The sequence below is a fragment of the Nocardia sp. NPDC004718 genome, assembly GCF_053601535.1.
On the sequence record NZ_JBSGCA010000075.1, the window covers coordinates 1 to 23539 of the forward strand.

23 protein-coding genes are annotated in these 23539 nt (G+C 67.7%); 6 read left to right on the top strand and 17 right to left on the bottom strand.

The window, feature by feature from the left end:
* The first annotated feature begins 102 nt into the window (after positions 1-102).
* Entirely contained in the window at positions 103-666 is a 564-nt protein-coding gene (locus ACWEH3_RS32935; protein WP_450023032.1) for a hemerythrin domain-containing protein, read from the top strand.
* A 108-nt stretch (positions 667-774) separates the two neighbouring features.
* On the opposite strand, the gene ACWEH3_RS32940 is transcribed toward ACWEH3_RS32935, so the two are convergent.
* Positions 775-1665, bottom strand: a complete 891-nt coding sequence (locus tag ACWEH3_RS32940; RefSeq protein ID WP_450022970.1) for a manganese catalase family protein — start codon at positions 1663-1665, stop codon at positions 775-777.
* A 150-nt stretch (positions 1666-1815) separates the two neighbouring features.
* Positions 1816-3441: a glycoside hydrolase family 13 protein gene (locus tag ACWEH3_RS32945; protein ID WP_450022972.1), complete on the bottom strand. Its 1626-nt coding sequence runs from the start codon at positions 3439-3441 to the stop codon at positions 1816-1818.
* Positions 3442-3596: 155 nt separating this feature from the next.
* Between ACWEH3_RS32945 and ACWEH3_RS32950 the strand changes: the two genes are divergently transcribed.
* Positions 3597-4424: an SDR family oxidoreductase gene (locus ACWEH3_RS32950; RefSeq protein WP_450022974.1), complete on the top strand. Its 828-nt coding sequence runs from the start codon at positions 3597-3599 to the stop codon at positions 4422-4424.
* Positions 4425-4455: 31 nt separating this feature from the next.
* Here ACWEH3_RS32950 and ACWEH3_RS32955 read toward each other — a convergent pair whose 3' ends face one another.
* From ACWEH3_RS32955 to ACWEH3_RS32980, 6 genes are all read right to left on the bottom strand, one after another.
* Positions 4456-5805, bottom strand: coding sequence for a family 1 glycosylhydrolase (locus ACWEH3_RS32955; protein WP_450022976.1), 1350 nt, complete (start codon positions 5803-5805; stop codon positions 4456-4458).
* A 133-nt stretch (positions 5806-5938) separates the two neighbouring features.
* On the bottom strand, positions 5939-6520 hold the full coding sequence (locus ACWEH3_RS32960) for a TerD family protein (RefSeq protein ID WP_450022978.1): 582 nt from the start codon (positions 6518-6520) through the stop codon (positions 5939-5941).
* Positions 6521-6643: 123 nt separating this feature from the next.
* On the bottom strand, positions 6644-7567 hold the full coding sequence (locus tag ACWEH3_RS32965) for a phytoene/squalene synthase family protein (protein WP_450022980.1): 924 nt from the start codon (positions 7565-7567) through the stop codon (positions 6644-6646).
* A gap of 11 nt (positions 7568-7578) precedes the next feature.
* A complete protein-coding gene (crtI, locus tag ACWEH3_RS32970; protein WP_450022982.1) occupies positions 7579-9111 on the bottom strand; it encodes a phytoene desaturase family protein in 1533 nt (510 codons plus the stop codon).
* 17 nt (positions 9112-9128) lie between these two features.
* Complete coding sequence (locus ACWEH3_RS32975; protein ID WP_450022984.1) at positions 9129-10244, bottom strand: polyprenyl synthetase family protein; 1116 nt, start codon at positions 10242-10244, stop codon at positions 9129-9131.
* Positions 10245-10309: 65 nt separating this feature from the next.
* Positions 10310-10804 carry a DUF6764 family protein gene (locus ACWEH3_RS32980; protein WP_450022986.1) on the bottom strand — a complete coding sequence of 165 codons (495 nt, stop codon included), beginning with the start codon at positions 10802-10804 and terminating at the stop codon, positions 10310-10312.
* A gap of 122 nt (positions 10805-10926) precedes the next feature.
* Here ACWEH3_RS32980 and ACWEH3_RS32985 point away from each other — a divergent pair, with 122 nt between their 5' ends.
* Positions 10927-11784 (top strand): MerR family transcriptional regulator, encoded by an 858-nt coding sequence (locus ACWEH3_RS32985; protein ID WP_450022988.1) that lies wholly within the window; start codon positions 10927-10929, stop codon positions 11782-11784.
* Positions 11785-11920: 136 nt separating this feature from the next.
* Here the strand turns inward: ACWEH3_RS32985 and ACWEH3_RS32990 are convergent, their stop codons facing one another.
* Positions 11921-13288, bottom strand: a complete 1368-nt coding sequence (locus tag ACWEH3_RS32990) for an NtaA/DmoA family FMN-dependent monooxygenase (RefSeq protein ID WP_450022990.1) — start codon at positions 13286-13288, stop codon at positions 11921-11923.
* 11 nt (positions 13289-13299) lie between these two features.
* Complete coding sequence (locus tag ACWEH3_RS32995; RefSeq protein WP_450022992.1) at positions 13300-14514, bottom strand: LLM class flavin-dependent oxidoreductase; 1215 nt, start codon at positions 14512-14514, stop codon at positions 13300-13302.
* A 367-nt stretch (positions 14515-14881) separates the two neighbouring features.
* On the opposite strand from ACWEH3_RS32995, the gene ACWEH3_RS33000 reads away from it, so the two are divergent.
* Entirely contained in the window at positions 14882-15913 is a 1032-nt protein-coding gene (locus ACWEH3_RS33000; RefSeq protein ID WP_450022994.1) for an aldo/keto reductase, read from the top strand.
* A 54-nt stretch (positions 15914-15967) separates the two neighbouring features.
* On the opposite strand, the gene ACWEH3_RS33005 is transcribed toward ACWEH3_RS33000, so the two are convergent.
* The 5 genes from ACWEH3_RS33005 to ACWEH3_RS33025 all read right to left on the bottom strand — a co-directional run bounded on the left by ACWEH3_RS33005 (position 15968) and on the right by ACWEH3_RS33025 (position 20751).
* Positions 15968-17026 (bottom strand): LLM class flavin-dependent oxidoreductase, encoded by a 1059-nt coding sequence (locus tag ACWEH3_RS33005; protein ID WP_450023034.1) that lies wholly within the window; start codon positions 17024-17026, stop codon positions 15968-15970.
* Between the two features lie 416 nt (positions 17027-17442).
* The gene (locus tag ACWEH3_RS33010; RefSeq protein ID WP_450022996.1) at positions 17443-17784 is read right to left on the bottom strand and encodes a hypothetical protein; all 342 of its coding nucleotides are present in this window, start codon (positions 17782-17784) and stop codon (positions 17443-17445) included.
* Positions 17775-18410: an MspA family porin gene (locus ACWEH3_RS33015; protein WP_450022998.1), complete on the bottom strand. Its 636-nt coding sequence runs from the start codon at positions 18408-18410 to the stop codon at positions 17775-17777. Before ACWEH3_RS33015 ends, ACWEH3_RS33010 begins: the two co-directional genes overlap by 10 nt.
* A gap of 114 nt (positions 18411-18524) precedes the next feature.
* Positions 18525-20468, bottom strand: coding sequence for a glycoside hydrolase family 15 protein (locus tag ACWEH3_RS33020; protein WP_450023000.1), 1944 nt, complete (start codon positions 20466-20468; stop codon positions 18525-18527).
* A gap of 127 nt (positions 20469-20595) precedes the next feature.
* Entirely contained in the window at positions 20596-20751 is a 156-nt protein-coding gene (locus tag ACWEH3_RS33025; RefSeq protein ID WP_450023002.1) for a hypothetical protein, read from the bottom strand.
* 378 nt (positions 20752-21129) lie between these two features.
* Between ACWEH3_RS33025 and ACWEH3_RS33030 the strand changes: the two genes are divergently transcribed.
* Complete coding sequence (locus ACWEH3_RS33030; protein WP_355075525.1) at positions 21130-21270, top strand: hypothetical protein; 141 nt, start codon at positions 21130-21132, stop codon at positions 21268-21270.
* Positions 21271-21438: 168 nt separating this feature from the next.
* Here the strand turns inward: ACWEH3_RS33030 and ACWEH3_RS33035 are convergent, their stop codons facing one another.
* On the bottom strand, positions 21439-21684 hold the full coding sequence (locus ACWEH3_RS33035) for a hypothetical protein (protein ID WP_450023004.1): 246 nt from the start codon (positions 21682-21684) through the stop codon (positions 21439-21441).
* A 491-nt stretch (positions 21685-22175) separates the two neighbouring features.
* Here ACWEH3_RS33035 and ACWEH3_RS33040 point away from each other — a divergent pair, with 491 nt between their 5' ends.
* Complete coding sequence (locus ACWEH3_RS33040) at positions 22176-22919, top strand: IclR family transcriptional regulator (RefSeq protein WP_450023006.1); 744 nt, start codon at positions 22176-22178, stop codon at positions 22917-22919.
* On the opposite strand, the gene ACWEH3_RS33045 is transcribed toward ACWEH3_RS33040, so the two are convergent.
* Positions 22882-23142: a hypothetical protein gene (locus tag ACWEH3_RS33045; protein WP_450023008.1), complete on the bottom strand. Its 261-nt coding sequence runs from the start codon at positions 23140-23142 to the stop codon at positions 22882-22884. The genes ACWEH3_RS33040 and ACWEH3_RS33045 overlap by 38 nt on opposite strands.
* Positions 23143-23539 lie beyond the last annotated feature (397 nt).

The following is a 23539-nucleotide window of genomic DNA, read 5'->3' on the forward strand; positions in this document are numbered from 1 at the left end:
CTTCGGAGCCAAACCAACGGCAAGCAACCATCAGCTACACCCCACCGCTCTGGGCATCCAGGGCACCAACCCCAGACACCTACAAACTTAGGGAGGTCAACCATGGCAACCACGATCGACTCGACCGCCGACGCCGTCGATTTCCTCATCGACCAGCACGGCCGGATCCGGCAACTGTTCATCGAGACCGCCGACACCTCCGACCCTGTTGAGCGTGAAAACAAGTTCTTCGAATTGCGACGCCTGCTCGCCGTGCACGAGACCGCCGAAGAAGAGATCATTCACCCGCGCGCCCGGCGTGAACTGGGTGATGGCGCGTCTGTGGTCGACGCGCGGCTGGAAGAGGAGAACAAGGCGAAAAAGCAGCTCGCCGATATGGAGTCGCTCGACATCAGCTCGATGGAATTCCAAGTGAAACTGGCCAAGCTACGCGAAGCGGTGCTGGCCCATGCCGACCATGAGGAACGTGAGGAATTCAACCGGCTGCGCGAGGAACTCGACGACGAAACACTGCAACGACTGCGCAAGACCGTCGAGCTCGCGGAGGCGATGGCGCCGACCCGGCCGCATCCCGGCGTGGAATCCGCCACCGCGAACGTTCTGGTCGGCCCGTTCGCCGCGATGATGGATCGCGCCAAAGACATGATCAGCAAGCCGCGGCATTGATCCGTGCGGCAATGCGAGACGCGCGCGGCGCGCGGCACCTGCTGCCGCGCGCCGCGTCGCTCAACGCCTGAACAGCCGGGTTCCGTTCCGGGCGCAGGCGTGGGGGAATCAGTCCGGTATGTGTGATTCGTGGGTGAACGGTTTGGTGCCGTGAACCGCGGGCTCGCCTTGCGGGTTGGTCTCCGCGCCATGGTTCACGCGGTCGTCGGAATCGAGCCATTCGCTGACCGGATTGTCGATGTAGCGCCATTCCGTGCCCGAGGGCCACGGCCCCTGCCCTTCGTTCCATGGGCCGCGGGCGCTCGCGGAGCCGTTGGACATGTTGAAGGCCACGTTCTGGAACCGATCGTCGCCGGGCAGTGCTCCGGGCGGGAAGTTGACCGGCAATTCGTTCAGCGCCGCGGTGAACTGCTGGAAGTGCGCGATCTCGCGGGTCATCAGGAACGAAAGCGTGTCCTGCACACCGGGATCGTCGGTGAACTGCTTGAGATATTCGTACACGATCTTGGCGCGTGACTCCGCCGCGAGGTTGCTGCGCAGATCGACCGAGGGCTCACCGTTGGCGTCGACGTACGAGCCCGACCAGGGCACGCCCGCGGAGTCCTTGACGACGGGTCCGCCGCCGCTGAGCGCGAAGTACAGGGGGTTCACCGCGACCTGATGGATCACCTGGTCACGACCGCCGGGCGTCGCCACCATCGGCATCCAGTCGCACTGCTCGGTGGCCTGCTTCAAATCGTCGTTGAGCCCGTCGAGCAACATGGTGATCATCGCGCCGACGATTTCGAGATGGCTGAGTTCCTCCGTGGCGATGTCCATGAACAGGTCATAGGTTTTCGGGTGCTTGCCACGCAGCATGAACGCCTGGTTGAAATATTGCATGGCGGCCTTCAATTCGCCGTTGGCGCCGCCGAACTGTTCTTGCAGCAGGGTCGCGAAACGCGGATCGGGACGGTCGACGCGAACTTCGAACTGGAGATCCTTGTTATGGGTGAACATCGCTCTCCTTACCGATATGGTCGGCTGTACGAGATGGCTTCTACTGCCTAACCCAGCGCACGACGAGCAAGAGACGCGTTGCTTGTTCGGTGGCGACGATACGGGTTCGAATTGCCGGTCGTTCGCAGCGACACGAGGCGCGACGATGCCCTACCCCACGCCGGGGACCTCCAGCCAGGCCGCGCTGTCGGCGGGCAGGACGCGGTCCTGCAAAGGCTCGCTGGACAGCAACAGCCGCTCGTGCCTGGGCAGCGTGGTCGGCGCGTTCGAAACGTTCACGATGCACACCAGGCCGGGAGAGCGTTGGAGAGCCAGAACACCCGGCGCACTGGGCAGCCAGGTCCAAGAGCCCTCTCCGAGGGCCGGATGGTCCCGGCGCAGACGCAGCGCCCGGTGATAGAGGTCGAGCATCGAGTCCGGCTCCCGCTTCTGCAATTCGGCGGTCAGCGACACCCAGCGCTGTGGCTGCGGCAGCCAGGGATGGGTGTCGACCGGGCCGAATCCGAATGGCGGCCGGAATCCGCTCCACGGCAGTGGCACACGGCACCCGTCGCGGCCGCGGGCGGTGTGGCCGGAGCGCTCCCAGGTCGGATCCTGTAGCACCTCTGGCGGGAGATCTTCGACCTCCTCCAAGCCGAGTTCCTCGCCCTGATAGAGGTAGGCGCTGCCGGGGAGCGCGAGCATCAGCAGCAGCGCCGCCCTGCCACGGCGACGGCCCAGCCCGACATCGACGGGACCGTGCGGTTCGTGCTGGGAACCGCCGCCGCGGGTGGAGGCCCGCCCGTAGCGGGTCACATGCCTGGTGATGTCGTGGTTGGACAACACCCACGTGGGTGGCGCGCCCACCGCGGCCAACGCCTCGGTCGTGCAGTCGACCACGGCACGCAGCGCGTCGGCATGCCAGGAACACCGCAGGAAGTCGAAGTTGAATGCCGTGTGCAGTTCGTCCGCACGCACGTAGCAGGCGAGGCGCTCGGGTTTGGCCACCCACGCTTCGGCGACGAAGACCCGATCCGGCCCATAGGAATCCGCGATCTTGCGCCAGCCGCGATAGATCTCGTGTACGTCCGGCCGGTCCCAGTGCGGATGGTCGGTCCGATCCGGCGGCTCCATCATGTCCTCGTGATCGGTTTCGATATCCGGTAGATCGGGGTGTTTGACCAAGCCGTGCGCCACGTCGATGCGGAAGCCGTCCACGCCCCGATCCAGCCAGAAACGCAGGATCGACTCGAACTCGGCACGGACGTCCGGGTGCTCCCAGTCCAGGTCCGGCTGGTGGACGTCGAACAGGTGCAGATACCACTGCCCGTCCGCCACTCGGGTCCACGCGGGGCCACCGAACACACTCCGCCAATTGTTCGGCGGACCGCCGGAGGATGCGCCGGGCCGGAAGAGGTAACGGGCTCGCTCCGGCGAGTCCGGCCCGGCCGCCACTGCCTGCTGAAACCAAGGATGCTGATCCGATGTGTGGTTGGGGACCAGATCCACGACGATGCGCATATCCTGCGCGTGCACCTCGGTGATCAGCTCTTCGGCCTCCGCGAGGGTGCCGAACCGGTAGTCGATGTCGCGGTAGTCGGAGACGTCGTATCCTCCGTCGGCCATCGGCGACGGATACCAGGGCGTGACCCATATCGCGTCCACTCCGAGGTCACGCAGATAGGGCAGTCGAGACCGGATACCGGCGATATCGCCGAGGCCGTCGCCGTTGCCGTCGCCGAAACTGCGGATGTAGATCTGATAGATCACGGCATCGCGCCACCAGGGAGCAGTCATCGCGGCACCCTCCTCTCGGCTCGTTCCAGGGCGGTTACCCGCGATCGGAATCCGCGTAACGTCGCCTCGGCGTTACGAGGTCGAGGAGGAATCGTCACGCGCGTGGTGGCCGCGGGAGGTGGTGTGGTCTGTGCCCGCCCGGGTAGTCGCTGGACATGGCTACCACAGCTCCACTACCGGAAGAACGAGCAGGCACTCCGCGGCGAGCCGTGGTGACGGGGGGAGACTCCGGAATCGGTGCTTCGATCGCCGTCGCGCTCGCGGCGGGCGGGACCGATGTGGGGCTGACGTTCCACAGCGACCAGCGCGGTGCGGAGGACACCGCGACGCAGGTGCGCGAACACGGCCGGACCGCCGCCGTGCGCCGTCTCGACTTGGCGGCCCCGTCGTCCGCCGGGTCGGTGATCGACGAACTCGCCGACGAACTCGGTGGCCTCGATGTGCTGGTGAACTGCGCGGGTACCGGGTCCGCGCAGAAGGCGATGGAGATGAACTTCGACACCTGGCGGCACGTGCTGTCGGTCGACCTCGACGGCGCGTTCGTCTGTTCCCAGCGCGCGGCCGGACATATGATCGCCGCGGGCAACGGGGGCAGGATCATCAACATCACCAGCGTGCACGAACACGCTCCCCGGGTGGGCGCCGCACCGTACTGCGCGGCCAAAGCGGGACTCGGCGCACTGACGAAAGTATTGGCGCTGGAACTCGCCGAGTACGACATCACCGTCAATTCGGTCGCGCCGGGGGAGATTTCGACACCGATGACCGGCCAGGAAGACGTCGATCCCCGCGCGCAGTCCCGTCCCGGCGTGCCGCTGGGCCGAACCGGGCACGCGAAGGAGGTCGCTGCCGTCGTGGCGTTTCTCGCGGCACCCGAGGCGAGTTATGTCACCGGCGCGTCCTACGTGGTGGACGGCGGCATGCTTCTGATGGGCCCGCAGGCCAGCACCTTGTTGACCGACGAGAAATGGCGCACGCCGTGACCGCGGTGTCCAGGTCGGCGCGGGCGTCCGTCTACCGCTCCGCTACCGGAGTCATGCAGCTGGCCGGGGGATCGACGAACACACAGAGGGCCGGACCGCGGGTGGGACGGTAGCCGTCGGGCACTCCGCCCGCGGCGATGACCTGCGTGTAGGCGCCGGCGGCGTCGGTGGGGCGGCGGGTGAGGGACGGGTCGGTACGGACGTCCACGGTGTAGAGGCCGAATCGGGGGGTGTAGCTTCCCCATTCGTAGTTGTCGGTGAGGCTCCAATAGTTGTAGCCCATGATGTTCATGCCGTCGGCCTTGGCGCGCTGGATCCAATAGACGGTGTCGCGAAGGTGATCGCCGCGAACATAGCCATCGGCGCGTGGACGGCCGTCTTCGGTCGGCATCCCGTTCTCGACGACGTAGAGCGGTTTACCGGGCAACCGGCGCGAATAGTATTGCAGCGCATAGTAGATGCCTTCGGTGCGTAACGGCAGCTCCCAGATCTGCGGTCCGGGCAGCGTGGGCATCGCCGAACCGCTGGCCCGGAGGATGGACTCGATCAGCGACTGCGCCGGGTCGAAGGCGAAGTAGTAGTCGACACCCACATAGTCGAGCCGATCGGCGATGCGGTCCATCAGCGGGCCGTTCACCTGCGCCTCCGAACCGGCGACGTAACCCATGTTGCTGGTCACCTGTGCGCCCGGCTGCTTCTGGTGGATGTAGTCGTAGATGGCATTGTGTGCCTGTGCGACCCGCTCGAGCATCTCGCCGGCATCCGCGGCGCCGTGGCGGACCTCGTGCACGATGTAGGCGACGGGCTCGTTCACGGTGACCCACAACGGGTTGCGTGCTGCGTAGCGATCCACGACGTTGCGCATGTTGGCCAGCCAATCCTCGACCATGCGGGGATTGCGCCAGCCCCCTCGGTCGGCGGCCCAGCCGGGGTACACCCAGTGGTCGAGCGTGATCATCGGTCGCATACCGGCCCGCTCGACGCTCGAGATCACCGCGTCGTAGAAGCGGAACGCGCCTTCGTCCCACACTCCCGGCGCGGGTTGCACTCGGGCCCACTCGATCCCGATCCGGAACACCCGCACGCCCAGGTCCGCCGCGAGCTGGATATCGGAGGCATAGCGGCCGTAGAAGTCGACGGAATCACCGAGGGCGTCGTAGCCAGGGGTCGCGCCGACGTATCGGGTCCAATTGCTGTCCGGCGCATGACCTTCGGACTGGAAGCCGGAGGTCGATACGCCCCAGAGGAAGTCTCCGCCCAGCGCCGGTAGGCCGGCGACCGGCTGTATCGGCGGGATGGCCGCGGATTGCGTGGCGAGAAGCAGGGTGGCTGCCGCGGCGGCGAGCGCGGCCAGGACGTACCGACGGAACCGAGATCGCATCGACCCAGAGTAACTGGGTGCTGTCCACTGATTGCCGGAATCCGCTCATCACAGCGATTCGAAGACGTGGACACTTGTTGCGATCGGTTTGCGGGTGGGCCACGCGGACCGCGGCCCGTGGCATCCGCAGGTGCTATTGCATGGCGAAGCGCAACAGCGCCTGCATGTCGCCCTGCTTGATCTTGCCTTGGCGATTGAGGACTTCCAGCTGCCACACAGCGCCGTTCCGGAAGGCGCGAGCGACCGCGTTGGCGTTGTCGGTCCCGAGCAGCGAGGGCCAGATGTCGGCGACTTGCTGGGTGTTGCCGCCGGTGGCGTCGTAGATCTTGAAGGAGATGTTGTTCGCCTTGTCGAACGAACTGCCCTTCTTGAAGGCGGCCGCGACGAAGACGATGGCGTCGATCGCGGTGGGGACGTCGGCGAAGGTGACGTGGATGGTCTCGTCGTCACCGGAAGCGGCGCCGGTCTGCTCGTCACCGGTGTGCGCGACCGAGCCGTTGCCCAACGGGTCAAGCGAATCGAGCCCCGCGAAGCGCACCGGGTCGTTGCCCTGCATGAGGACAGCGATCAGATCGAGGTCCACACCGCGTTTGCGGCGTGCCCAGCCGAGTGCGCCGCCGCTCGTTCCGGACGACGGATCCCAGCTCACTCCCACACTCAATTTCGTGATACCCGCGAGGTCCGCCGCACCGTCTTCTTTTCTGAGCGTAATCACGACATCAGGATACTGACGACCAGCCGCCACGCTCGGGACAACGAATCCGCCTCCGGGACAGGCAGGTCCGCACCGGGCGGCGGAAGTCCGTCGCGGGCCGCGGCACCGTTGTCGCCGCAGCGATCACCGGCCCGCTCGGCGTGCCCACCACGCCTCGACCAGGCCCGTCGCGCCGACTCGCGCTCGCCGCCGGTTCGGCACGGTGGCGCGGTGATCGAACACGGCGAAGTCGCTGTCCTCGATGCGGTCGAGGATCTCCGAGTACAGCGTCGTCGCCGTCGCGACGCAGGGGCGCGAACGCCCGTGCAGCAGGGCGATTCCGGCGGCGGCGAAGCGGTAGATGTCGCGAGTGCGGGCGATTTGCGCCGCCAGGGCGCCGCGTACCCGGGGCTCGGTACGCCGCCGGGTGACGCACCAGCGCAAGAGATCGCGATCGACGTCGAACGCGGCCAGTTCGTCGGCGGGTAGATACACCCGGTCACGCAGCAGGTCTTCGCCGACATCCCGCAGGAAGTTGGTCAGCTGGAATGCCTTGCCGAGCGCGGCGGCATACGGCGCGGCCGCATCGGCACAGCCGGTGCCCAGAATCGGCAACAACTGCAATCCGATCACTTCGGCCGACCCGTAGACGTAGGTGTCGAGCGCGGCGCGATCGGGATAGTCGGTCACGGTCAAATCCATTCGCATCGATGCGAGGAAGGCGTCGAACAGCTCCACTGGAATGCGATAGCGATCGGCAGTGTCCAGAACTGCCGGGAGAACGGCGTCGGTGTCGGCGGCGCGGTCGCGGAAACGGCCCGCGAGGTCTTCGAGCCGCGAACCACGTTCGGCGATATCGAGACGCGGGTCGAACTCGTCGAGGATGTCGTCGGCTCGGCGGGCGAATCCGTATAGGGCGTGGACCGCGGGGCGCTGATCCGGTGCGAGCAAACGGGTCGCCAGGAAGAAGGTCTTTCCATGGCGTGCGTTGAGCCGGCGGCAGTACCGGTAGGACCGGTGCAGTCGCGGGTCGCTGAGCCGGGTGGTGTCGAGGTCGGTGCGGGTCATCTCGATTCCGATCACAGTTGTCGATCGATGCGGCTGGTGGCGAGCGGGGTGACGATGTGGCGCGGCCGCGCGGGCTGGGGGCCGGTGATGCGATCCGCGGCCAGTCGGCCGGAGATCAGCACCGGCGGGATTCCCACCCCCGGCACGGTCGAGCCACCGGCCAATACGGCATTGTCGACACCGCGGATCATGTTGGCCGGTCGGAACGGACCGGTTTGGGCGAACGTATGCGCCAGCGCGAACGGGCTCCCGGCGAGCATGCCGCGGCGCGCCCAGTCGGCCGGTGTGTCCACGCGCAGTATCTCGGCATCGCCGAAGACCGAGCCGAGACGATCCTGAGCGACCTCGAGTAGTTGCTCGGCATAGCCGGTTCCCGCCCGCTCCCAATCGATTCGGCCGCGTTCCAGGTTCGGCACCGGGGCGAGCACATATAGCAGGTCCCGTCCGGGCGGAGCCGTAGACGGATCGGTAGCCGAGGGACGGGTGACCAGCAGCGAAGGATCGCGCATCACCTGCCCGCGGACGATGATGTCGTGGAACGACTCCTCCCAGGCGGCGCCGAACAGCAGATTGTGGTGCGCTATCCCGGCCGTGGGCGCACACCCCAAATGGACGATCACTGCCGAGGGCGCGGCGGTCAGCGGCACCGGCCGACGTGGTGTGCGCGCGATCAGGCGATAGGCCTCCTGCAGTTCGGTCGTCAATACCACTGCGTCGCAGGAGATTCGGTCGCCGTCGTCGGTGCGTACCCCGGTGATCCGCGAGCCCGTGCGCTCCAGGGCGGTCACGGTGGTGCCATAGCGGAATCGGACACCGGCCTCGGTCGCCGCGGCGGCCAGCGCCTCGGGAAGCGCACGCATCCCACCGCGCGGAAAGAACACACCGCCGACGGTGTCCATGTAGGCGATGACCGCGTAGGCGGCCTGCGCCCGGCTGGGCGCGACGCCCGCGTACAGCGATTGAAAGGTGAAGACACGCCGCAATTCCGGGTCGGGAATGTAGCGCGCGACGGCGCGATCCCAGCGGCCGAAACCACCCAAGGCGATCAGCCGGGCGAGAGCGGGGGTCACCATGGACAGCGGTGAGTCGAAGTTCGCCGCGATGAACCGGTCCATCTCCGCTCGGTACAAGCGCGTCAGCCAACGCCGCAGGCGGCGATAGCCGTCGGCCTGGTCTGCGCCGGCGAACCGGCGGATCTCCGCTTCCATCCGCGCGGCGTCGGTGTGTACCTCCAGCCTCCGGCCTCCGGCGAAATATGCCCGATACGCCGGTTCGACGGGCACCAACTGCAAATAGTCGGCGCTGCGCGCCGCGGCAGCCGCGAAGACGCTGTCGACGATATCGGGCATGGTCAGAACCGTCGGGCCGGTGTCGAGGCGATAACCTGCCGAATCGGCGTGCCCGGCCCGGCCGCCCGGTACCGCTTCGCGTTCCACTACGATCACTTCGCGCGAGCGGCCTGCCAAATGCAGGGCCGCGGACAATCCCGCGAGCCCGGCTCCGACGACCACCACCCGGTCGGTCGCGCCTTCGACGGTGCGCATCGAGCAAAACCTCCTGGTCAGGCAACGCGTTCGGTGCATGCGGTGGCCATGTGCTTCAGTGCGGCGCGCATCGGTGCGCCGAAATTCGCCGTGTGCAAAGCGTTGTCGGCGCAGGTGAGCAAGTCGGCGATCATCGTCTCGATCCGCTCGGGCGCCCCGGACTCGATGATCAGCATCCTGGCGCGGTCGACCTCCGCGGGACCGAGCTGGGGGTGATGCAGGAGCCGGGACAATTCGGTTCGGGCCGAGGGGGTCGCCATCTCCCGTGCGAGGACGACGACGCTGGTCGCGGTGCGTTCCCCGAGATCGCCGTCCGCGGGTTTGCCGGTGACGGCCTGCGACCCGAAGATGCCCAGAATGTCGTCACGCAACTGGAATGCCTCGCCGACCGCGGCGCCGTACCGGCCGAGCGCGTCCAGGACGGCCGCATCGCAGCCCGCCATCGCGGCGCCCATCTCCAACGGGCATCGCACCGTGTAGTTGCCGGACTTGACCCGCGCGATCGCCAGGACCGAGGCCAGCGCGGGCTCGGTGCGCGCGTCGTTGAGCAGATCCGCGAACTGACCCGTCGCGAGTTCCACCCGCATGTTGTCGTAGCGCGGCCACGCGTGCGCGAGCGCAGATTCGGCGAGCCCGCTTTCGCGGAGCATCTGCTCGGCCCACACCAGGCACATGTCCCCGAGCAGGATCGCCGCGGACTCGCCGTACCTGGTGGAAGAGCCGGGCGCGCCGATGCTGCGGTGCGCCCTGGCGAACCGGACATGTGCGGACGGGGCGCCGCGTCGCGTCGCGGACCGGTCCATGACGTCGTCCTGGAGCAGCGCGAACGCGTGCAGTAGTTCCAGACCGGCTGCCGCACGCAGCGCGGCCGGATCGTCCGGTCCGCCGCACAGCCAGCCGAGATACATGAACGTCGACCGCAAGCACTTCCCGCCTGTGGCGTATTGCCGCAGAACGTCGTGTGCGCCGAGGCGATGAAGCGGCGTAGGGCATGCCCGCAGGAGGAAATCTTCCAGCTCGCCGAGCACTGCCCACCGCACCGCTTCCCGCCACTGCGAGAAGGGGGCGGCGCCCAGTGCCGGGATGCCACCGACCGGTTCGGACACTGTCGATTCGGACCACGTGATGCTCATTCTCGATCCCCTTCCACGCCTCGGGCCATTACCCGCATGTCTCAGATGCTACGTATAACGATGCACTATCGAGGCGAAAAGCAGCCCTGCAATGTCTGGAAGTCGCCCGCGAAGCCGAACCCGCCCGCGCAGGTCGGCGTCGAGGTGCCGGTAACCGTGACCGTCGCGCCGGGACCGGCGATGCCGATCGACAACCCTGGGCGCGCGCCGGTGGTCGTGACCGTCGCGCCGGGTCCGATGGCGATCGCGGCAGGGCCCGACAGGTACGTCGAGTTCGAGGTCGCCACCCCGCCGTTCTGCGCGATGGCCAGGGACAGGCTGTTCGGTGCGGCACCCGCGGTGGCGTCCGCGTCGAAGCCATAGGCCGCCGCGGCGCCGCCCGCGGCACTGCTCGCCGAGCAGGAGGCGGTGCTGTCGGCGATCCGCGTCGCGGCGAGGCCGGGTGCGGGGCACTCCGCGGGGGCGGCGGTGGCGGCGGGTGCGGCGAACAGCATGCCCAGCCACGCCACGCCGACGCCGGTCGTCAGCCCCACCGATCGCGTGAGAATGAGTCGATCCATGACGTTCTCCTTTGGTGCTCGGGCTTGCAAGGCTTCACGCTACGCCATTTTTGATGCAAAATCGATGCATCATTCGACTTCTTCCGAAAGGAGCGGAGACATGCGGCGGATGCGGTCCCGCGATGGTTGACCAGGGGTCCGCCCGGTACGCGGTGGGCGCGGTGGCGAAGCGGCTGGGCGTTCCGGTCGCCACCCTGCGCAGCTGGAACCAGCGGTACGCGATCGGCCCGCCGAGGCATCGGCCGGGAGCGCACCGCCGCTATTCCGAATCCGACATCACGACCTTGCGGAGGATGATCGCGCTTATCGAAGCGGGCGCCACACCGGCCGGTGCGGCACAGCAGGCGCTCGCCGAAGCTCCGCGAGCATCAGAGGGTCGCAGCGCTCTCCTGGTCGCCGCCGAACAACTGGAACCCGATGTCGCGCTGACTCTGATCATGGCTCGGCTGGCGCGCGATGGTGTGGTCGCGACGTGGAACGGGTTGTGCCGTCCGGCATTCGGGACGATCGTCGCGGCACAGGACGCCGGTCGGGGGCTGATCGAAGTGGAACATCTGTTGTCCTGGGCGGTGATCGCGGGATTGCACCGCATGTTCCCGCCGGTCCGGCGTCCGGGTTCGCAACCGCCGGTGCTCTTGGCCTGTACCGCGGGGGAGAACCACGTGTTGCCCCTGGAAGTATTGCGTGCCGCGCTGGCCGAGCGGGGCGTCGTCGCGTTGTTGCTGGGCGCGGCGGTGCCCGACTCGGCTTTGACCGAAGCCTTGGCGCACCATGATCGGCCCTGCGTACTCGTGCTCTGGTCGCAGCTGCCCGCGACCGCCACCGCGGGAACGCTTCGGGCCGTGCGAGAGACGGCGGGGCGGCTGCTGGTCGCCGGGCCGGGCTGGTCCACGGTCCGGCTACCGCCCGAGGCTCCCTACGTCGCCACCCTCGAGGAAGCCTTGGAGGTTCTCGGCGAACCCGGACCCGACGGGGCGTGATCCCCGGTCACTTCCGCCTCTGCCCACCGATGGCGAGTGTCCACGCTCCGGCGCCGCCACGTCCGGCATCGGTGGCGTTCGATGCCGGACGTGGCAGGCGTGGGCGCTGCGGTCGACACCACGGGCCGCCGCGAACTCAGGCGTCGGCCGAAACCGTCTTCGCCGAGCGCACGTTCGGCAGGGCGAGATTGTCACGCAGGGTGGTCCCGGTGTACTCGGTGCGCAGTGCACCACGGTCCTGCAACAGCGGCACCACTCGGTCGACGAATTCGTCCAGGCCCCATGGCACGAGGTGGGAACCGAGAATGAAACCGTCGGACCCGTCGTTCTGAACGAAAGTGTCGATCTTCTCCGCGACCTGTGCGGGGGTTCCGACCAAGGGACCGCGCTCGAATTGGTCGATCACCACCTCGCGCAGCGAGAGCTTCTTCGTCTCGGCGACCTGGCGCAGACGTTCGGCGGTGGCGAAGCGGTCTTGATGCAGGAAGGCGCGGCCCTGGATGATCGGCGCAGCGTCGGGGTCCGGATCGATGTCGGGCACCGGCCCTTCCGGATCGTAGCCGGACAGGTCGCGGTTCCAGATCTGCTCCAGCAGAATCAACGCGGTCTGTCCGGTGACCTGCTCGTTGCGGACGGCATGGTATTTCTCGATCGCCTCGGCCTCGGTGTCCCCGAGAACGAAACTCGCCGACGGCAGAATCTTGATGTCGCCGGCCGCCCGCCCCGCCGCTACCGCGCGCGACTTGATGTCGCGGTAGAAGTCCGCGGCCTCGGGCAATTTGCCGTACGGGGAGAAGATGGCGTCGGCATTGGCGGCGGCGAAGGCTCGCCCTTGCGGTGACACACCGGCTTGCAGGATCACCGGCCTGCCCTGTGGGCTGCGCGGCACGGTGAACCGACCGGAGATGTCGAACTGGCTGCCGCGGAAAGCGAATGCCCCGGCATCCGGCCGGTCCAGAAACCGTCCGGCGTCCTTGTCGGCGACGATGTCGTTCGTGTCCCACGAGTCCCAGAGGGCGCGAACGGCATTCAGTGTCTCCTCGGCGCGGGCGTAGCGGTCGGCGGGATCGAGGAATCCGCCGCGCCGGAAGTTCTGGCCGGTGAAGGCGTCGAACGAGGTCACGACGTTCCAGGCGGCGCGGCCGCCGGAGAGATGGTCGAGGCTGGCGAACTGCCGGGCCAGTTCGTAGGGCTCGTTGAAGGTGGCGTTGATGGTGCCCGCGAGGCCGAGATGCTCGGTGACCGCGGCGATCGAGGCGAGCACGGTGAACGTGTCGGGACGGCCGATGATGTCCTGATCGAAGATCTTGCCGGCGCGTTCGCGCAGGATGAGCCCTTCGGCGAGGAAGAAGAAATCGAACTTGCCGCGTTCGGCGGTGCGCGCGGTGTGTTCGAAACTGCTGAAATCGATCTGGCTGCCCGCCTCCGGATGCCACCAGGCGGTGTGATGGTTGACGCCGCCGAGGTAGGCGCCCAGGATGATCTGCTTACGTGGGGTGCTCATGGTGACCTCGCTCAGGCAGTCGCGTAACGATTGGGGACGTCGGTGGGCAGGCCGAGCAGCGCGCGCAGCGAGCCGTCCGGGTAGCCGGTGCGGAACACACCGCGCCGTTGCAGCGCGGGCACGAGCCGGTCGGCTACCGCTGCCAGATCGTCGACCGCCACGCCGGGCCGCAAACGGAACCCGTCGATTCCCCGCTCGCTCCAGTCGGTGAGCAGATCGGCGAGTTCGTCCGCACTTCCCGCGAAAACAGGGGCGTCGGAATCGAATTCGGCACGCGCGAGCGCGCTCAACCGGGACAGCCGCTGCGGACCCGGCTCCTCGTCGGTATCGAGGAAGACGGTGATGTCGGCATAGACCCGCAGCGGCGCACCGGCGCGTCCCACTCGGGCCGCGGCGGACGCGACTTGCTCCAGGATCGGGCCGGGGCCTTCGTCGCGCGTGGGCGTGACGAAGACCAGATCCGCACCGCGGGCGGCGAATTCGTAGATCAGCGGGCCGTGCGCCAGAGCCGCAACCACCGGCTGCCCTTGGGGCGGACGCGGCGTGATCGATGGCCCACGGACGCTGAAGAAGCGGCCCTCGAAGTCGATGTAGTGCAGCTTGTCGCGATCGATGAACCGGCGGGTTGCCACATCGCGGATCTCCGCGTCGTCTTCCCAGCTGTCCCACAACCGCCGTACCACTTCGACGGCGTCGGCGGCTTCGTCGAACAGATCGTGGACGTGGCCGGGAAAGCTCCCGGAAGCGATCGCTTCCGCGATTTCGGCGGTGCTGAGATCGCGCACCGAGCGGCGTCCGAAGTGGGCCGCTTCCTCGGCCGTCCCGGACACGCGCGCCTGCCAGCCCGCCCGGCCACGCGACGTGTAATCGAGCGTGGCGATCGACTTGGAGACGTGGAAGGGTTCGGTGTGCGTGGTCGTCACGGTCGGGATGAGCCCGATGTGCCGGGTGACCGGGGCGACCCGCGCGGCGATCAGATGGGCGTCGAGCCTGGCTCGCACCTGATCGACGGCGTCGTCCGACGGTGCGTGCCGCTCACCGGGGATTCGCAGGCTGTCCTCGATGCTCACGAAATCGAGCAGTGCCCGTTCCGCCGTCGCGACCAACTCGGTCCAGTAACCGGGGCTGAACAACTCGGCGGGCCGGGAGTTCGGCTCCCGCCATGCGGCCGGATGCCAGCCCGCCCCGTCGAGCGCGACGCCGAGGTGCAGTGGTTTCGGTGCCATCGTCTCCCGTTTCTCTCCATGCGCGAATGTCGTGCCGTGCAACGCGCGAACCGGCGCGTACCCGCCCGACGATGACCATGGCGGGAATCACCGGCTTCGGCCGAATCAATGGCCGGTCGCCGCGCGGGAATCAGTGGCTTCGGATAACACGTGGCCACGGCGGTGAGCGGCGGTACGGGCACGGGCACGACCGTGATCGCGAACGGGGTGTCAACGATTCGGATCAGCTCGATCGATGGGAAATACCCTGGGTGGCCGTGCCCGGCGACCATGGGTTTCGATCAGCGTGAGCCGACCGGTCGCAACGGCGGGGACGGAAGTGGTCCACTCTCCGTGATCACGCATCGAAAGGAAGAGATACACACCGATGAGTTATGGCCCCTTCGATCTGACCTACGCCGCCGCCGACGACCGGTACGAAAAGGTCCCGTACCGCCGGACCGGCAACTCCGGCCTCGACCTTCCTGCCTTCTCCTTCGGCTTGTGGCAGAAGTTCGGCACCGATTACCCGTTCGCGACGCAACGCGAGATCATCCTGCACGCTTTCGATCTCGGCATCACGCATTTCGACAACGCCGACCGCTACGGTCCCCCGCATCGCGCCGCCCAGAAGAACTTCGGGGCGGTGCTCGCCAAGGACCTCGCCCCCTATCGCGACGAGCTGATCCTCTCGACCAAGGCGGGCAACCCGATCGGGCCCAGCCCTTACCTCAGGGGCGGTTCGCGTAAGTCGATCCTCACCTCGCTCGAACACAGCCTGCGCGACCTGGGCACCGAGTACGTCGACATCTTCTACCATCACAGCCCGGATCCGAGCACGCCGCTGGAGGAGACGGTCGGCGCGCTGGTCAGCGCGGTGCAACACGGCAAGGCGCTGTACATCGGCCTGTCCAATTACGCGCCCGACCGCACCCACGAGGCCGCCGAGCTGCTCCGTAAGGCGGGCGTCCCGCTGCTGATCCACCAGGCGCGCTACTCGATCTACGACCGCCGCCCCGAACGTAACGGCTTGCTGGACACCGCCCGCGAGGACGGCTTCGGCGCGATCGTCTACTCGCCGCTGGCCCAGGGACTGTTGACCGACAAGTACCTGGAGACGATTCCCGACGGGGCGCGGGCACACAACAGCAGCTTCCTGTCGCCGGACGTCATCGACGAGACCTACCGGCAGCGCACCGCCGCGCTCGACAAGATCGCCCAGGCGCGGGGCCAGTCGCTCGCGCAGCTGGCGCTGCAGTGGGTGCTGCGGCGCCCCGAAGTGACCTCGGCGCTGATCGGCGCGAGTTCCACCGCGCAGCTCGACCACAACATCGCGGCGTTGAACTTCCCCGCGTTCACCGACGACGAACTCGCACTCATCGACGAGCACGGCGTGCACGGGACCGGCCTGGAACTCTGACCTCGCGCAAGCGGTCGGGAGGGGCGGCGTGTGCGCTGCCCCGTCTCGGTCTCGTCAATCTCGCAGCAACGGAAGCAGCTGGTTGCCTTGGCGCTCGATCTCGCGCAGATACGGGGTGTCGGAGAGCACGAAGTGCGTGATGCCGAGATCCTGGTACTTGCGCAGCGACTTGGCGACGTCTTCGGGGGAGCCGACCAGCCAGGTGGTCCCGGCGCCACCCGCGCCGAACTTCCCGGGTGTGGTGTAGAGGTTGTCGTCGAGCACCTCGCCCTTCGCGGCCAGATCCAGCAGTCGCTGCTGTCCCACGGCGGTCCGGCGATGTGGGTTCGGCACGGGGGCGTGGTGGTTGTCGGCCATCTCCGCGACCTTCGCCTCCGCCTCGGCCCAGGCCTGCTCGGTGGTGTCGCGGACGAAAGTGGTGACCCGCAGGCCGAACTCCAGTGGCGCATGCTCGCGACCGAGTTCCTCGCCCAGCGACCGCAGGCGCTCGATCCGTTCCCTGACTCCCGACAGGGGCTCGCCCCAGAAGAGCTGGACGTCGGCCTCGGTCGCCGCTACCCGCTCCGCGGCCTCCGACGCACCGCCGAAGTAGAGCTTCGGGTGGCGGCGCTCACCGCGCGGGACGATCCGCGGCAGCGCGGTGGAATTGCTGACCTGGTAGTACTCACCCCGGTAGGTGACGTTCTCCTCCGTCCACAGCCGACGGACGAGTTGGAGGAACTCTTTGGTGCGGGCGTAACGCTCGGCCTGATCGCCCTCGGTCTCGCCGTAGGCCGCGAGATCGTCCTTACCCGACACGATGTTAACCCGCACCCGGCCGCCGGAGAGGTGGTCGAGGGTCGCCGCGGCCGATGCGAAGTTCGCCGGACGCCAGTAGCCCGGTCTGATCGCGATCAGCGGCTCGAAACTCGTGGTCCTGGCGGCGAGAGCCGTTGCGACGGTGAGGGTGTCCGGGCGACCCCACCCGGTCCCGAGCAACGCGCCCTGCCACCCGTGCTCCTCGAGCGCCTTCGCCTGAGCGGTCAGGGTGTCGAGGCTGTTGTGGTCGGCCACGATGGTGTCGCCGCGGTGTCCCGGCGTGACCTGATTCGGGATGTACCAAAGGAAACTCATCGGCGGTGATTCCTGTTCGGTGGGCGTGATCAACGGCGAATCACCCGACTGGCGGGTCGACCAGCCTTCGGACATCGGAATTATCGACCTCGAACGAGGCCGTAAGCCGTTCACAGCCCGCGTCGTTCACCCCGGAAGACCGCTCCTGAGCTGCGACGATTCGCTGCGATGAGCAATAAATTCATCCAGATTCCAGCGCGGCCGATATGCCCTGCGGGATGTCGGTTTCCGGTGGATCACAGTCCCGGAGAGATCCTGGCGTCGACCGGGGGAGAAGCGGCGGAATCACACCGCTGTGCGGGCGAGCGAGTGGTCGGAGCCGATCTGTGCGCGCATGTCCAGCGGCGATCCTGCTCGCGGTGAATCGACGGGGCCGGTCGCCGTGCCCGGCGGAGCAACGGCGACCGGCCCGTTGGTTATCCGACCGGAACGATCGGGGTGCCCGAGCCCGGTCCCGGCGCGGGCGGAACCAGCGCACCGGCGGGCGTATTGGTATTGGGTGCCGACTTGGCGGGCGGGGGCGCCAGCACTTGCAACGGCAGTGCCGGTGGCGGCGCGGCAGGCCCGCCGCGCGTCCCGGGTACGGGCTTGTCGTTGCCGCAAGCGGTGGCGGAGGAGGGTGGTTCGCCGCAGTTCGGTCCCGGGCCGACCGGCACGATCGGCTCGGCGGAGGCGGTGGCCGCGGCGATGATCAGCGAAACCGACACGCCGATCGGCGCCATCCAGCGTCGCGGCGCTCGTCCGTGCGTCACAGCCATATCGGGTCACCGTAGACCGCGACCGAATTGTCCGCCGTCGCCGTGGATATCGACACGATCGCGAACGAGCGCAGGCTCACCGCGCCCGCGCACGCATCTATCTTGATCTGGATCTGATCGACGGAGATCGAGCCGTGCGGTCCGGCAAGCGGTTTCGTCCCCAGCGTGATGCTGTTGATGGTGCCCGGCTTGATGGTCGTCGACATGCTCGGCAGGGCCAGCGCGCTGCCGCCGACCCCGAGGCCGGGCGAGGGGGCGACGGTCACCGTGGCGCTCGGGCCGATAGCCGCGGAGATGCCCACGGTCAGGCCGTTGGAAACGTCTATCTGGCAGCCGATCTGGTATCCCAATTGCAGCGTTCCCGAGTTCACCGCCTCCCGGCCCTCGCCGCCGATGTCGGCCGCGGCCGACAAGGTGACGAATCCTTCCCTGGTGAACGGTGTCGCGGCGAGATTGGGTACGCGCTGGACGTCTTCGGCGGTCTTGCTGATCCGCACCTCCCAGCCGTCCTCGGTGCCGACGACACGAGATTTGTCTGCCACCGGGTCAGCGGTCGCGGGGGCGGTGGTCATGCCGAATGCCGCGGTCGCGGCGATGCCGAGCATCGCCATCGTCGAGCCCTTCAATGGAATCCTTAGTCCTGTTAACAGTCGAACGCGATAGTACCGACTCCGCTGACGTGGCGGCGCGAAGGCCGCCCGCCGTTGGGGCGCAGCGGGTTTCGCCGATCAGGGTTCTGGTCAGCGGTGGATGTATCCCCGGGTGAGCGATGCGTCGTCCAGTCGCGGTGCGATCGATTCACCGCCGAGCGCCTGCCGCAGGATCGCTTGCTCGTCCTGGATGACGTGCATGACGGCATTGATCAGGGCGAGGTGGGTGAACGCCTGCGGATAGTTGCCCCAGTGTCGGCCGGTTCGGGGATCGATCTCCTCGGCGTAGAGGCCGAGGGGGCTGGCGTAGCCGAGCAGTTTCTCGCACAGCTGCTTGGCTTTCTTCTTCTCGCCGACCTCCGACAGCGCCGATACCAGCCAGAACGAGCAGATCGTGAAAGCGCCTTCCTCCCCGGCGAATCCGTCGTCGGTCTCGTCGACGCGGTACCGCAGGACGAGACCGTCTTCGGTCAGTTCCTCGGCGATGGCCAGCACGGTGTTGCGCACCCGCTCGTCCTCGGGTGGCAGGAAACGTACCAGTGGGATGAGCAGGGTCGAAGCGTCCAGCGAGGTGCTGCCGTAGTACTGGGTGAACACTCCCCGGGAGTCGACCGCGTGTGCGCAGATGTCGGCGTGGATTTCGTCGGCGGCCTGTTGCCACCGGTGCGCGCGGGCGAAGTCCTGGTGGATGCGGGCCAGCCGGGCGCCGCGGTCGGCGGCGACCCAGCACATGACCTTGCTCGAGGTGAAGTGCCTGGGCTGTCCGCGGACTTCCCAGATGCCGTGGTCGGGCTCGCGCCAGTAGGTGAGGGCGCTCTTGACCGCACGGCCCAGCAGCGGCCAGGCCCGCGCATCGATCTGATCTTGATGACGGCCGTAGAGATAGACCGCGTCCAGCGCGGCGCCCCACACATCGTGCTGGCGTTGCCGGTAGGCCTCGTTGCCGATGCGCACCGGGCCCGCGTTGTCGTAGCCGCGCAGGTGGGGGAGGGTCTGTTCGGCGAGATCGGTCTCGCCGCCGATGCCGTAGACGATCTGCATGTCGCGGGCATTTTCGGTCAGGTCGAGAATGTAGGAGAAGAAGTCGTTCGCCTCCCAGGTGAAACCCAGCGTGTACAGGCCCCACAAGGCGAAGGCGGAGTCGCGGATCCAGCAATAGCGGTAGTCCCAATTACGCTCACCACCAGGTGTTTCGGGTAGTGACGTGGTGGCGGCGGCAGCGATGGCCCCGGTGGGAGCGAAGGTCAATCCCTTGAGCGTGAGCGCACTGCGAGTGAGTTCGGCGGTCCAGGGATGGTCCGGAAATCGCCCGCCCGCCAGCCAGTGCCGCCAGTGGTGGATCGTGCGCAGCAGCCGCTCTTCGGCCTCCGCGACGTCGCCGGGAGCGTCACGACTGCCCCAGGCGAGCGCGCAGAACCGGGTGTCCCCCTTCTTCAACAGGGTGCGGGCGACCGCGTGCGTGCCCTCCAGACCCAAGCGCATGTCGGTGCTCAAGGTCAGCTGCAGATCGGTCCCGTCGGCGCCGGCCTGTGCGAGGTGATAACTGCCGAGGTACTCCCACCGCGCGCGATGCCTGCCGTAGTCGAAGGCCGGTTGGCAGTCGAGCCCGAACTGGATCTGCCCGGTCTCGCAGTGCACCGTGCGCAGCAGGATGTGCTCGGCGTCGTAGTCCGTGGGCGTGCGCCGGTGGGCGCTGCGGCCGGGTTTCTGGTGCCGCCACGGCCCGACCAGCAGCACATCGCGCACCGTCGCCCAGCCCTCGCCGCTGCGCCAGCTCGTCTCCATGACCATCGTGCCCGGGATGTAGCGACGATCGGTGGGCACCAAGAAGTCGGCGGGAGCGAACCGGAACGAGCCGGCGGAGCGATCGAGTATCGCGGCGAAGACGCTGGGAGAGTCCATGCGCGGCAGGCACATCCACTCGATGGCACCGCTGGGCGCGATCAAGGCGGTGACCTCGCAATCGGAGATGAACCCGTAGTCGTCGATGCGTGGGAACGCTGTGAGCCGCGGTGTGCCTTCGATCTCGTCCATGCGTTTCTCCGTCGTCGTCTCGGGGCTTACCGTCCGGCGGTCGTCCACCGGCGAGTACCTGGTGCACCGCCTTTCTTCGGGAGAACACTGTGCGCGGTATCGAGGCGTGAGTGCTGCGACGCTCCCATCAGCCCACCACCTCGTGGGCCGGATCGGCAAGCCCCGAGATCTGGCGACCGCCGTCGGCCCGGGTTGCCTCCGGGCTGACCAGTCGTCGGGCGGCCAGGACAGCGGCGGCGCGGCGTTCGGTGATGTTGTGCTGGGTAGTGCGGGTGGCGTGCACGGCCGCGGCGGATCTCGGCGAGTTTTCCCGCGATGATCCGGCGGATGGCGTCTTCGGCGGCGGGAATGTGGGTCTGTGGCCGCGTCGGCGATGCGGTTGACGCGATGCCGTACCGGGCGAACTCCGCTTCGGCCGCGACGAGGATCCGTTAGCGGGTGGCCGACCAGCGCGCGGGCAGCTGGCACCGAAAGAACGGTTTGTTTGTGTCGGCGGGTGGTACCCGGTGCACGTATCGGCTCGACAGCGCGGTCGCGCCGGTATGTGATCGGGGCATCCCCGCTGCTCGTCCACCGGCCGGTTCGACAAATGTCATGAAATCGCTTGCGCCGCACGAGAACGAGGGGCCCCTAAGGTTGGACGGCGCAAAGGAATTGCATCGTGATCGAGGACGCGAACGTGCCCGGCACCGACGATGAAGACCGAGACCGGATCATCTGGCCCGAGTCGCGTTTGAGCGCATGGTGGGCGGATGTCATGGGCCATCGCTTCCCCCGAACCCAGACCACGACATCGAGTTGATCCCCCGGCCAGATGTCGGCCCCGGTGGACTTCACTGGCTGAACTCCTCAGCGCTCACGGCACGTGCGGCCTGGGGAGCGTGCGGTCCGGTTTCCTTGTCCCAGCCCGCGCGGAGCGGACGTCCTCCGAACCACGTCATTCCGGGATGACGACGCGCGTGCGCGTGCGCTACGCGCCGTCCGGTTGTGGCGTCCGGCGCAGCGCGAGGAGCCCGTCGATGATCTCGACCGCCGTCAGCGGAGCCGTCGCGGCATTGCGGATCTGTGCGGCGAGACCTGCGGGGCAGCCGGGCCCCGGCCTGGCGGTCGTGGCGCACGCGGTACAGCCCTCGACGGCCTCGGCGAGATGCGCTTCGACATTGCGCACGTCGAGTGCGGCGATCAAATCGAACCCGCTCAAGAAGGGGATCGGCATGTCGATGGGTTCCTCCGGCTCAATATCCGATCGGGTGGCGCGTCGCCGCGAGTGGTCCGTCTCCGTGCCGCGCGGCGCGAATCGGCCGGAACGTCGGACGGCCGCGCGAGCAGGCGCCGGCCGCTGCTGGACCGTCGCGAGCGATGCATGGGGAGCTCGAGGCGCTGTTCAGGGGATCCGTTTGTGGCCGACGCCGTTGTCGGCCTGCCGACGTCGTTGTCGGGTCGGATGTCCGGTGACGTCGTTGTCGTTCGGACGAAGGAGCAGCACGTGTTTATATAGGCTCCGCATCGATAATGTAACAGATGGATATACCTCCTGGGAACCCATCAGCGAACTCGGATTCGCCGACTTTCTACCCTGCCTGTGCCTGCTTTCGCGCGCGTGCGGCGGGGCGCGTGCTGCGGTTCAGCGACGAATAGGCAACGGTATGGTGTGTGCAGACTTGGTCCGGCGAGTGGACCGCCTGGGTTCGTTGGAGGCGCTCGACTATGCAATCGGTACTCGGCAAGGCGCGGTTGCTGCTGGAAGCCTTCGACGCCGAGTCGGTGGCGTTGTCGCTCACCGAACTGTCCCGGCGCAGCGGAGTCGCCAAGGCGACGACGCATCGGCTCGCGAGTGCTCTGGTCGAGTGGGGTGTCCTCGAACGATCCGGGACGAAATACCGTCTCGGCCTGCGTCTGTTCGAACTGGGGCAGCTGGTGCCGACGCAACGGGTGCTCCGGGACGCGGCCCTGCCGTACCTGCAAGAACTCCATGCCGCGACGGCCGCGACGGTTCATTTCGCGATCCGCGACGGTCTCGATGTGCTGTACATCGACAAGCTCTCCGGCCACGGCGCGGTCGAGATACCGTCCCGGGTCGCGGGACGGCTGCCGCTGTACGCGACCGCGACGGGCAAGGCGATTCTCGCCTTTTCCACCACCGATGTGGTGGCGCAGGTGGTGGAGAACGGACTGCAGGCGTTCACGCGACGAACGGTGGCCTCGGCGGCGCAGCTGTACCGCCAACTCGACACCGTCCGGCAGAACATGCTCGCGGTGGAGGCCGAGGAGATGTCTCTGGGCGTGGTGAGCGCGGCGGTCCCCGTGTTCGGGCCGCATTCGGTGCTGGTAGGGGCGGTCGGGATGTCCACGACCACCGCACGGATGAACCTCGACCGGATGGCCGGGCCGCTGAAGTCCGCCGGTATCGGGATCAACCGGACACTCGGCTCGCTCGCGCGCTCGGCATAGCGCACGCGGCGGAACGCCGTCGGCTCACCACCGCCAGGGCGAGGAACCCGAGCGTCGCCGAGGCGGCCAACGTGATCGCCACCGCGAGACCGGTGTTGCCCAGCAGCCCGACCGCCGGTGCGACCGCGGCGGTCGCACGGAACTGCGCGAAGCCGACCATCGCGGCGGCCGTGCCCGCCACCGCGCCGTGCCGCGAGAGGGCCGGCGCGGGCGCGTTCGGCATCACGAAACCGGTCGCGCACAGCGAGGCGAGCGGTTCGGAAAACGAATGAGGTTCGCTGAGCAAACCGGCGGCGAAGTTCCCGCGAATATTTTCGGCCGAGCGGTCAGCTGAGTGGACCGAACGGCTTGACGTGGCTCGATGCGCTCGGGCACCGTTCGACTACTTCCTCCACGGGAGTGATGTGGGTCGCACCGAAACCACACAGCACATCATCGACAAACAGACCTGCCTGGCGCTGTCCGCGCCCGGCATCCGGCGCACTCGGCGCGCCGACACCCAGGAGAGAGCCGAGAGGAAAGAAACAAGATGAGGAAAATCGTCACGGTGGCCGCGGGGCTCGTCGCCGCGGTCGGGATCGCTTCCGGCTCCGCCGGTGCCCAGCCCGGCGCGGATGACG

Bases quoted from the DNA above. Each gene is read 5' to 3' on its own strand.
- ACWEH3_RS32935 (WP_450023032.1), top strand. From the start codon at position 103: ATGGCAACCACGATCGACTCGACCGCCGACGCCGTCGATTTCCTCATC.
- ACWEH3_RS32940 (WP_450022970.1), bottom strand. From the start codon at position 1,665: ATGTTCACCCATAACAAGGATCTCCAGTTCGAAGTTCGCGTCGACCGT.
- ACWEH3_RS32945 (WP_450022972.1), bottom strand. From the start codon at position 3,441: ATGACTGCTCCCTGGTGGCGCGATGCCGTGATCTATCAGATCTACATC.
- ACWEH3_RS32950 (WP_450022974.1), top strand. From the start codon at position 3,597: ATGGCTACCACAGCTCCACTACCGGAAGAACGAGCAGGCACTCCGCGG.
- ACWEH3_RS32955 (WP_450022976.1), bottom strand. From the start codon at position 5,805: ATGCGATCTCGGTTCCGTCGGTACGTCCTGGCCGCGCTCGCCGCCGCG.
- ACWEH3_RS32965 (WP_450022980.1), bottom strand. From the start codon at position 7,567: ATGACCCGCACCGACCTCGACACCACCCGGCTCAGCGACCCGCGACTG.
- crtI (WP_450022982.1), bottom strand. From the start codon at position 9,111: ATGCGCACCGTCGAAGGCGCGACCGACCGGGTGGTGGTCGTCGGAGCC.
- ACWEH3_RS32975 (WP_450022984.1), bottom strand. From the start codon at position 10,244: ATGAGCATCACGTGGTCCGAATCGACAGTGTCCGAACCGGTCGGTGGC.
- ACWEH3_RS32980 (WP_450022986.1), bottom strand. From the start codon at position 10,804: ATGGATCGACTCATTCTCACGCGATCGGTGGGGCTGACGACCGGCGTC.
- ACWEH3_RS32985 (WP_450022988.1), top strand. From the start codon at position 10,927: ATGGTTGACCAGGGGTCCGCCCGGTACGCGGTGGGCGCGGTGGCGAAG.
- ACWEH3_RS32990 (WP_450022990.1), bottom strand. From the start codon at position 13,288: ATGAGCACCCCACGTAAGCAGATCATCCTGGGCGCCTACCTCGGCGGC.
- ACWEH3_RS32995 (WP_450022992.1), bottom strand. From the start codon at position 14,514: ATGGCACCGAAACCACTGCACCTCGGCGTCGCGCTCGACGGGGCGGGC.
- ACWEH3_RS33000 (WP_450022994.1), top strand. From the start codon at position 14,882: ATGAGTTATGGCCCCTTCGATCTGACCTACGCCGCCGCCGACGACCGG.
- ACWEH3_RS33005 (WP_450023034.1), bottom strand. From the start codon at position 17,026: ATGAGTTTCCTTTGGTACATCCCGAATCAGGTCACGCCGGGACACCGC.
- ACWEH3_RS33010 (WP_450022996.1), bottom strand. From the start codon at position 17,784: ATGGCTGTGACGCACGGACGAGCGCCGCGACGCTGGATGGCGCCGATC.
- ACWEH3_RS33020 (WP_450023000.1), bottom strand. From the start codon at position 20,468: ATGGACGAGATCGAAGGCACACCGCGGCTCACAGCGTTCCCACGCATC.
- ACWEH3_RS33035 (WP_450023004.1), bottom strand. From the start codon at position 21,684: ATGCCGATCCCCTTCTTGAGCGGGTTCGATTTGATCGCCGCACTCGAC.
- ACWEH3_RS33040 (WP_450023006.1), top strand. From the start codon at position 22,176: ATGCAATCGGTACTCGGCAAGGCGCGGTTGCTGCTGGAAGCCTTCGAC.
- ACWEH3_RS33045 (WP_450023008.1), bottom strand. From the start codon at position 23,142: ATGCCGAACGCGCCCGCGCCGGCCCTCTCGCGGCACGGCGCGGTGGCG.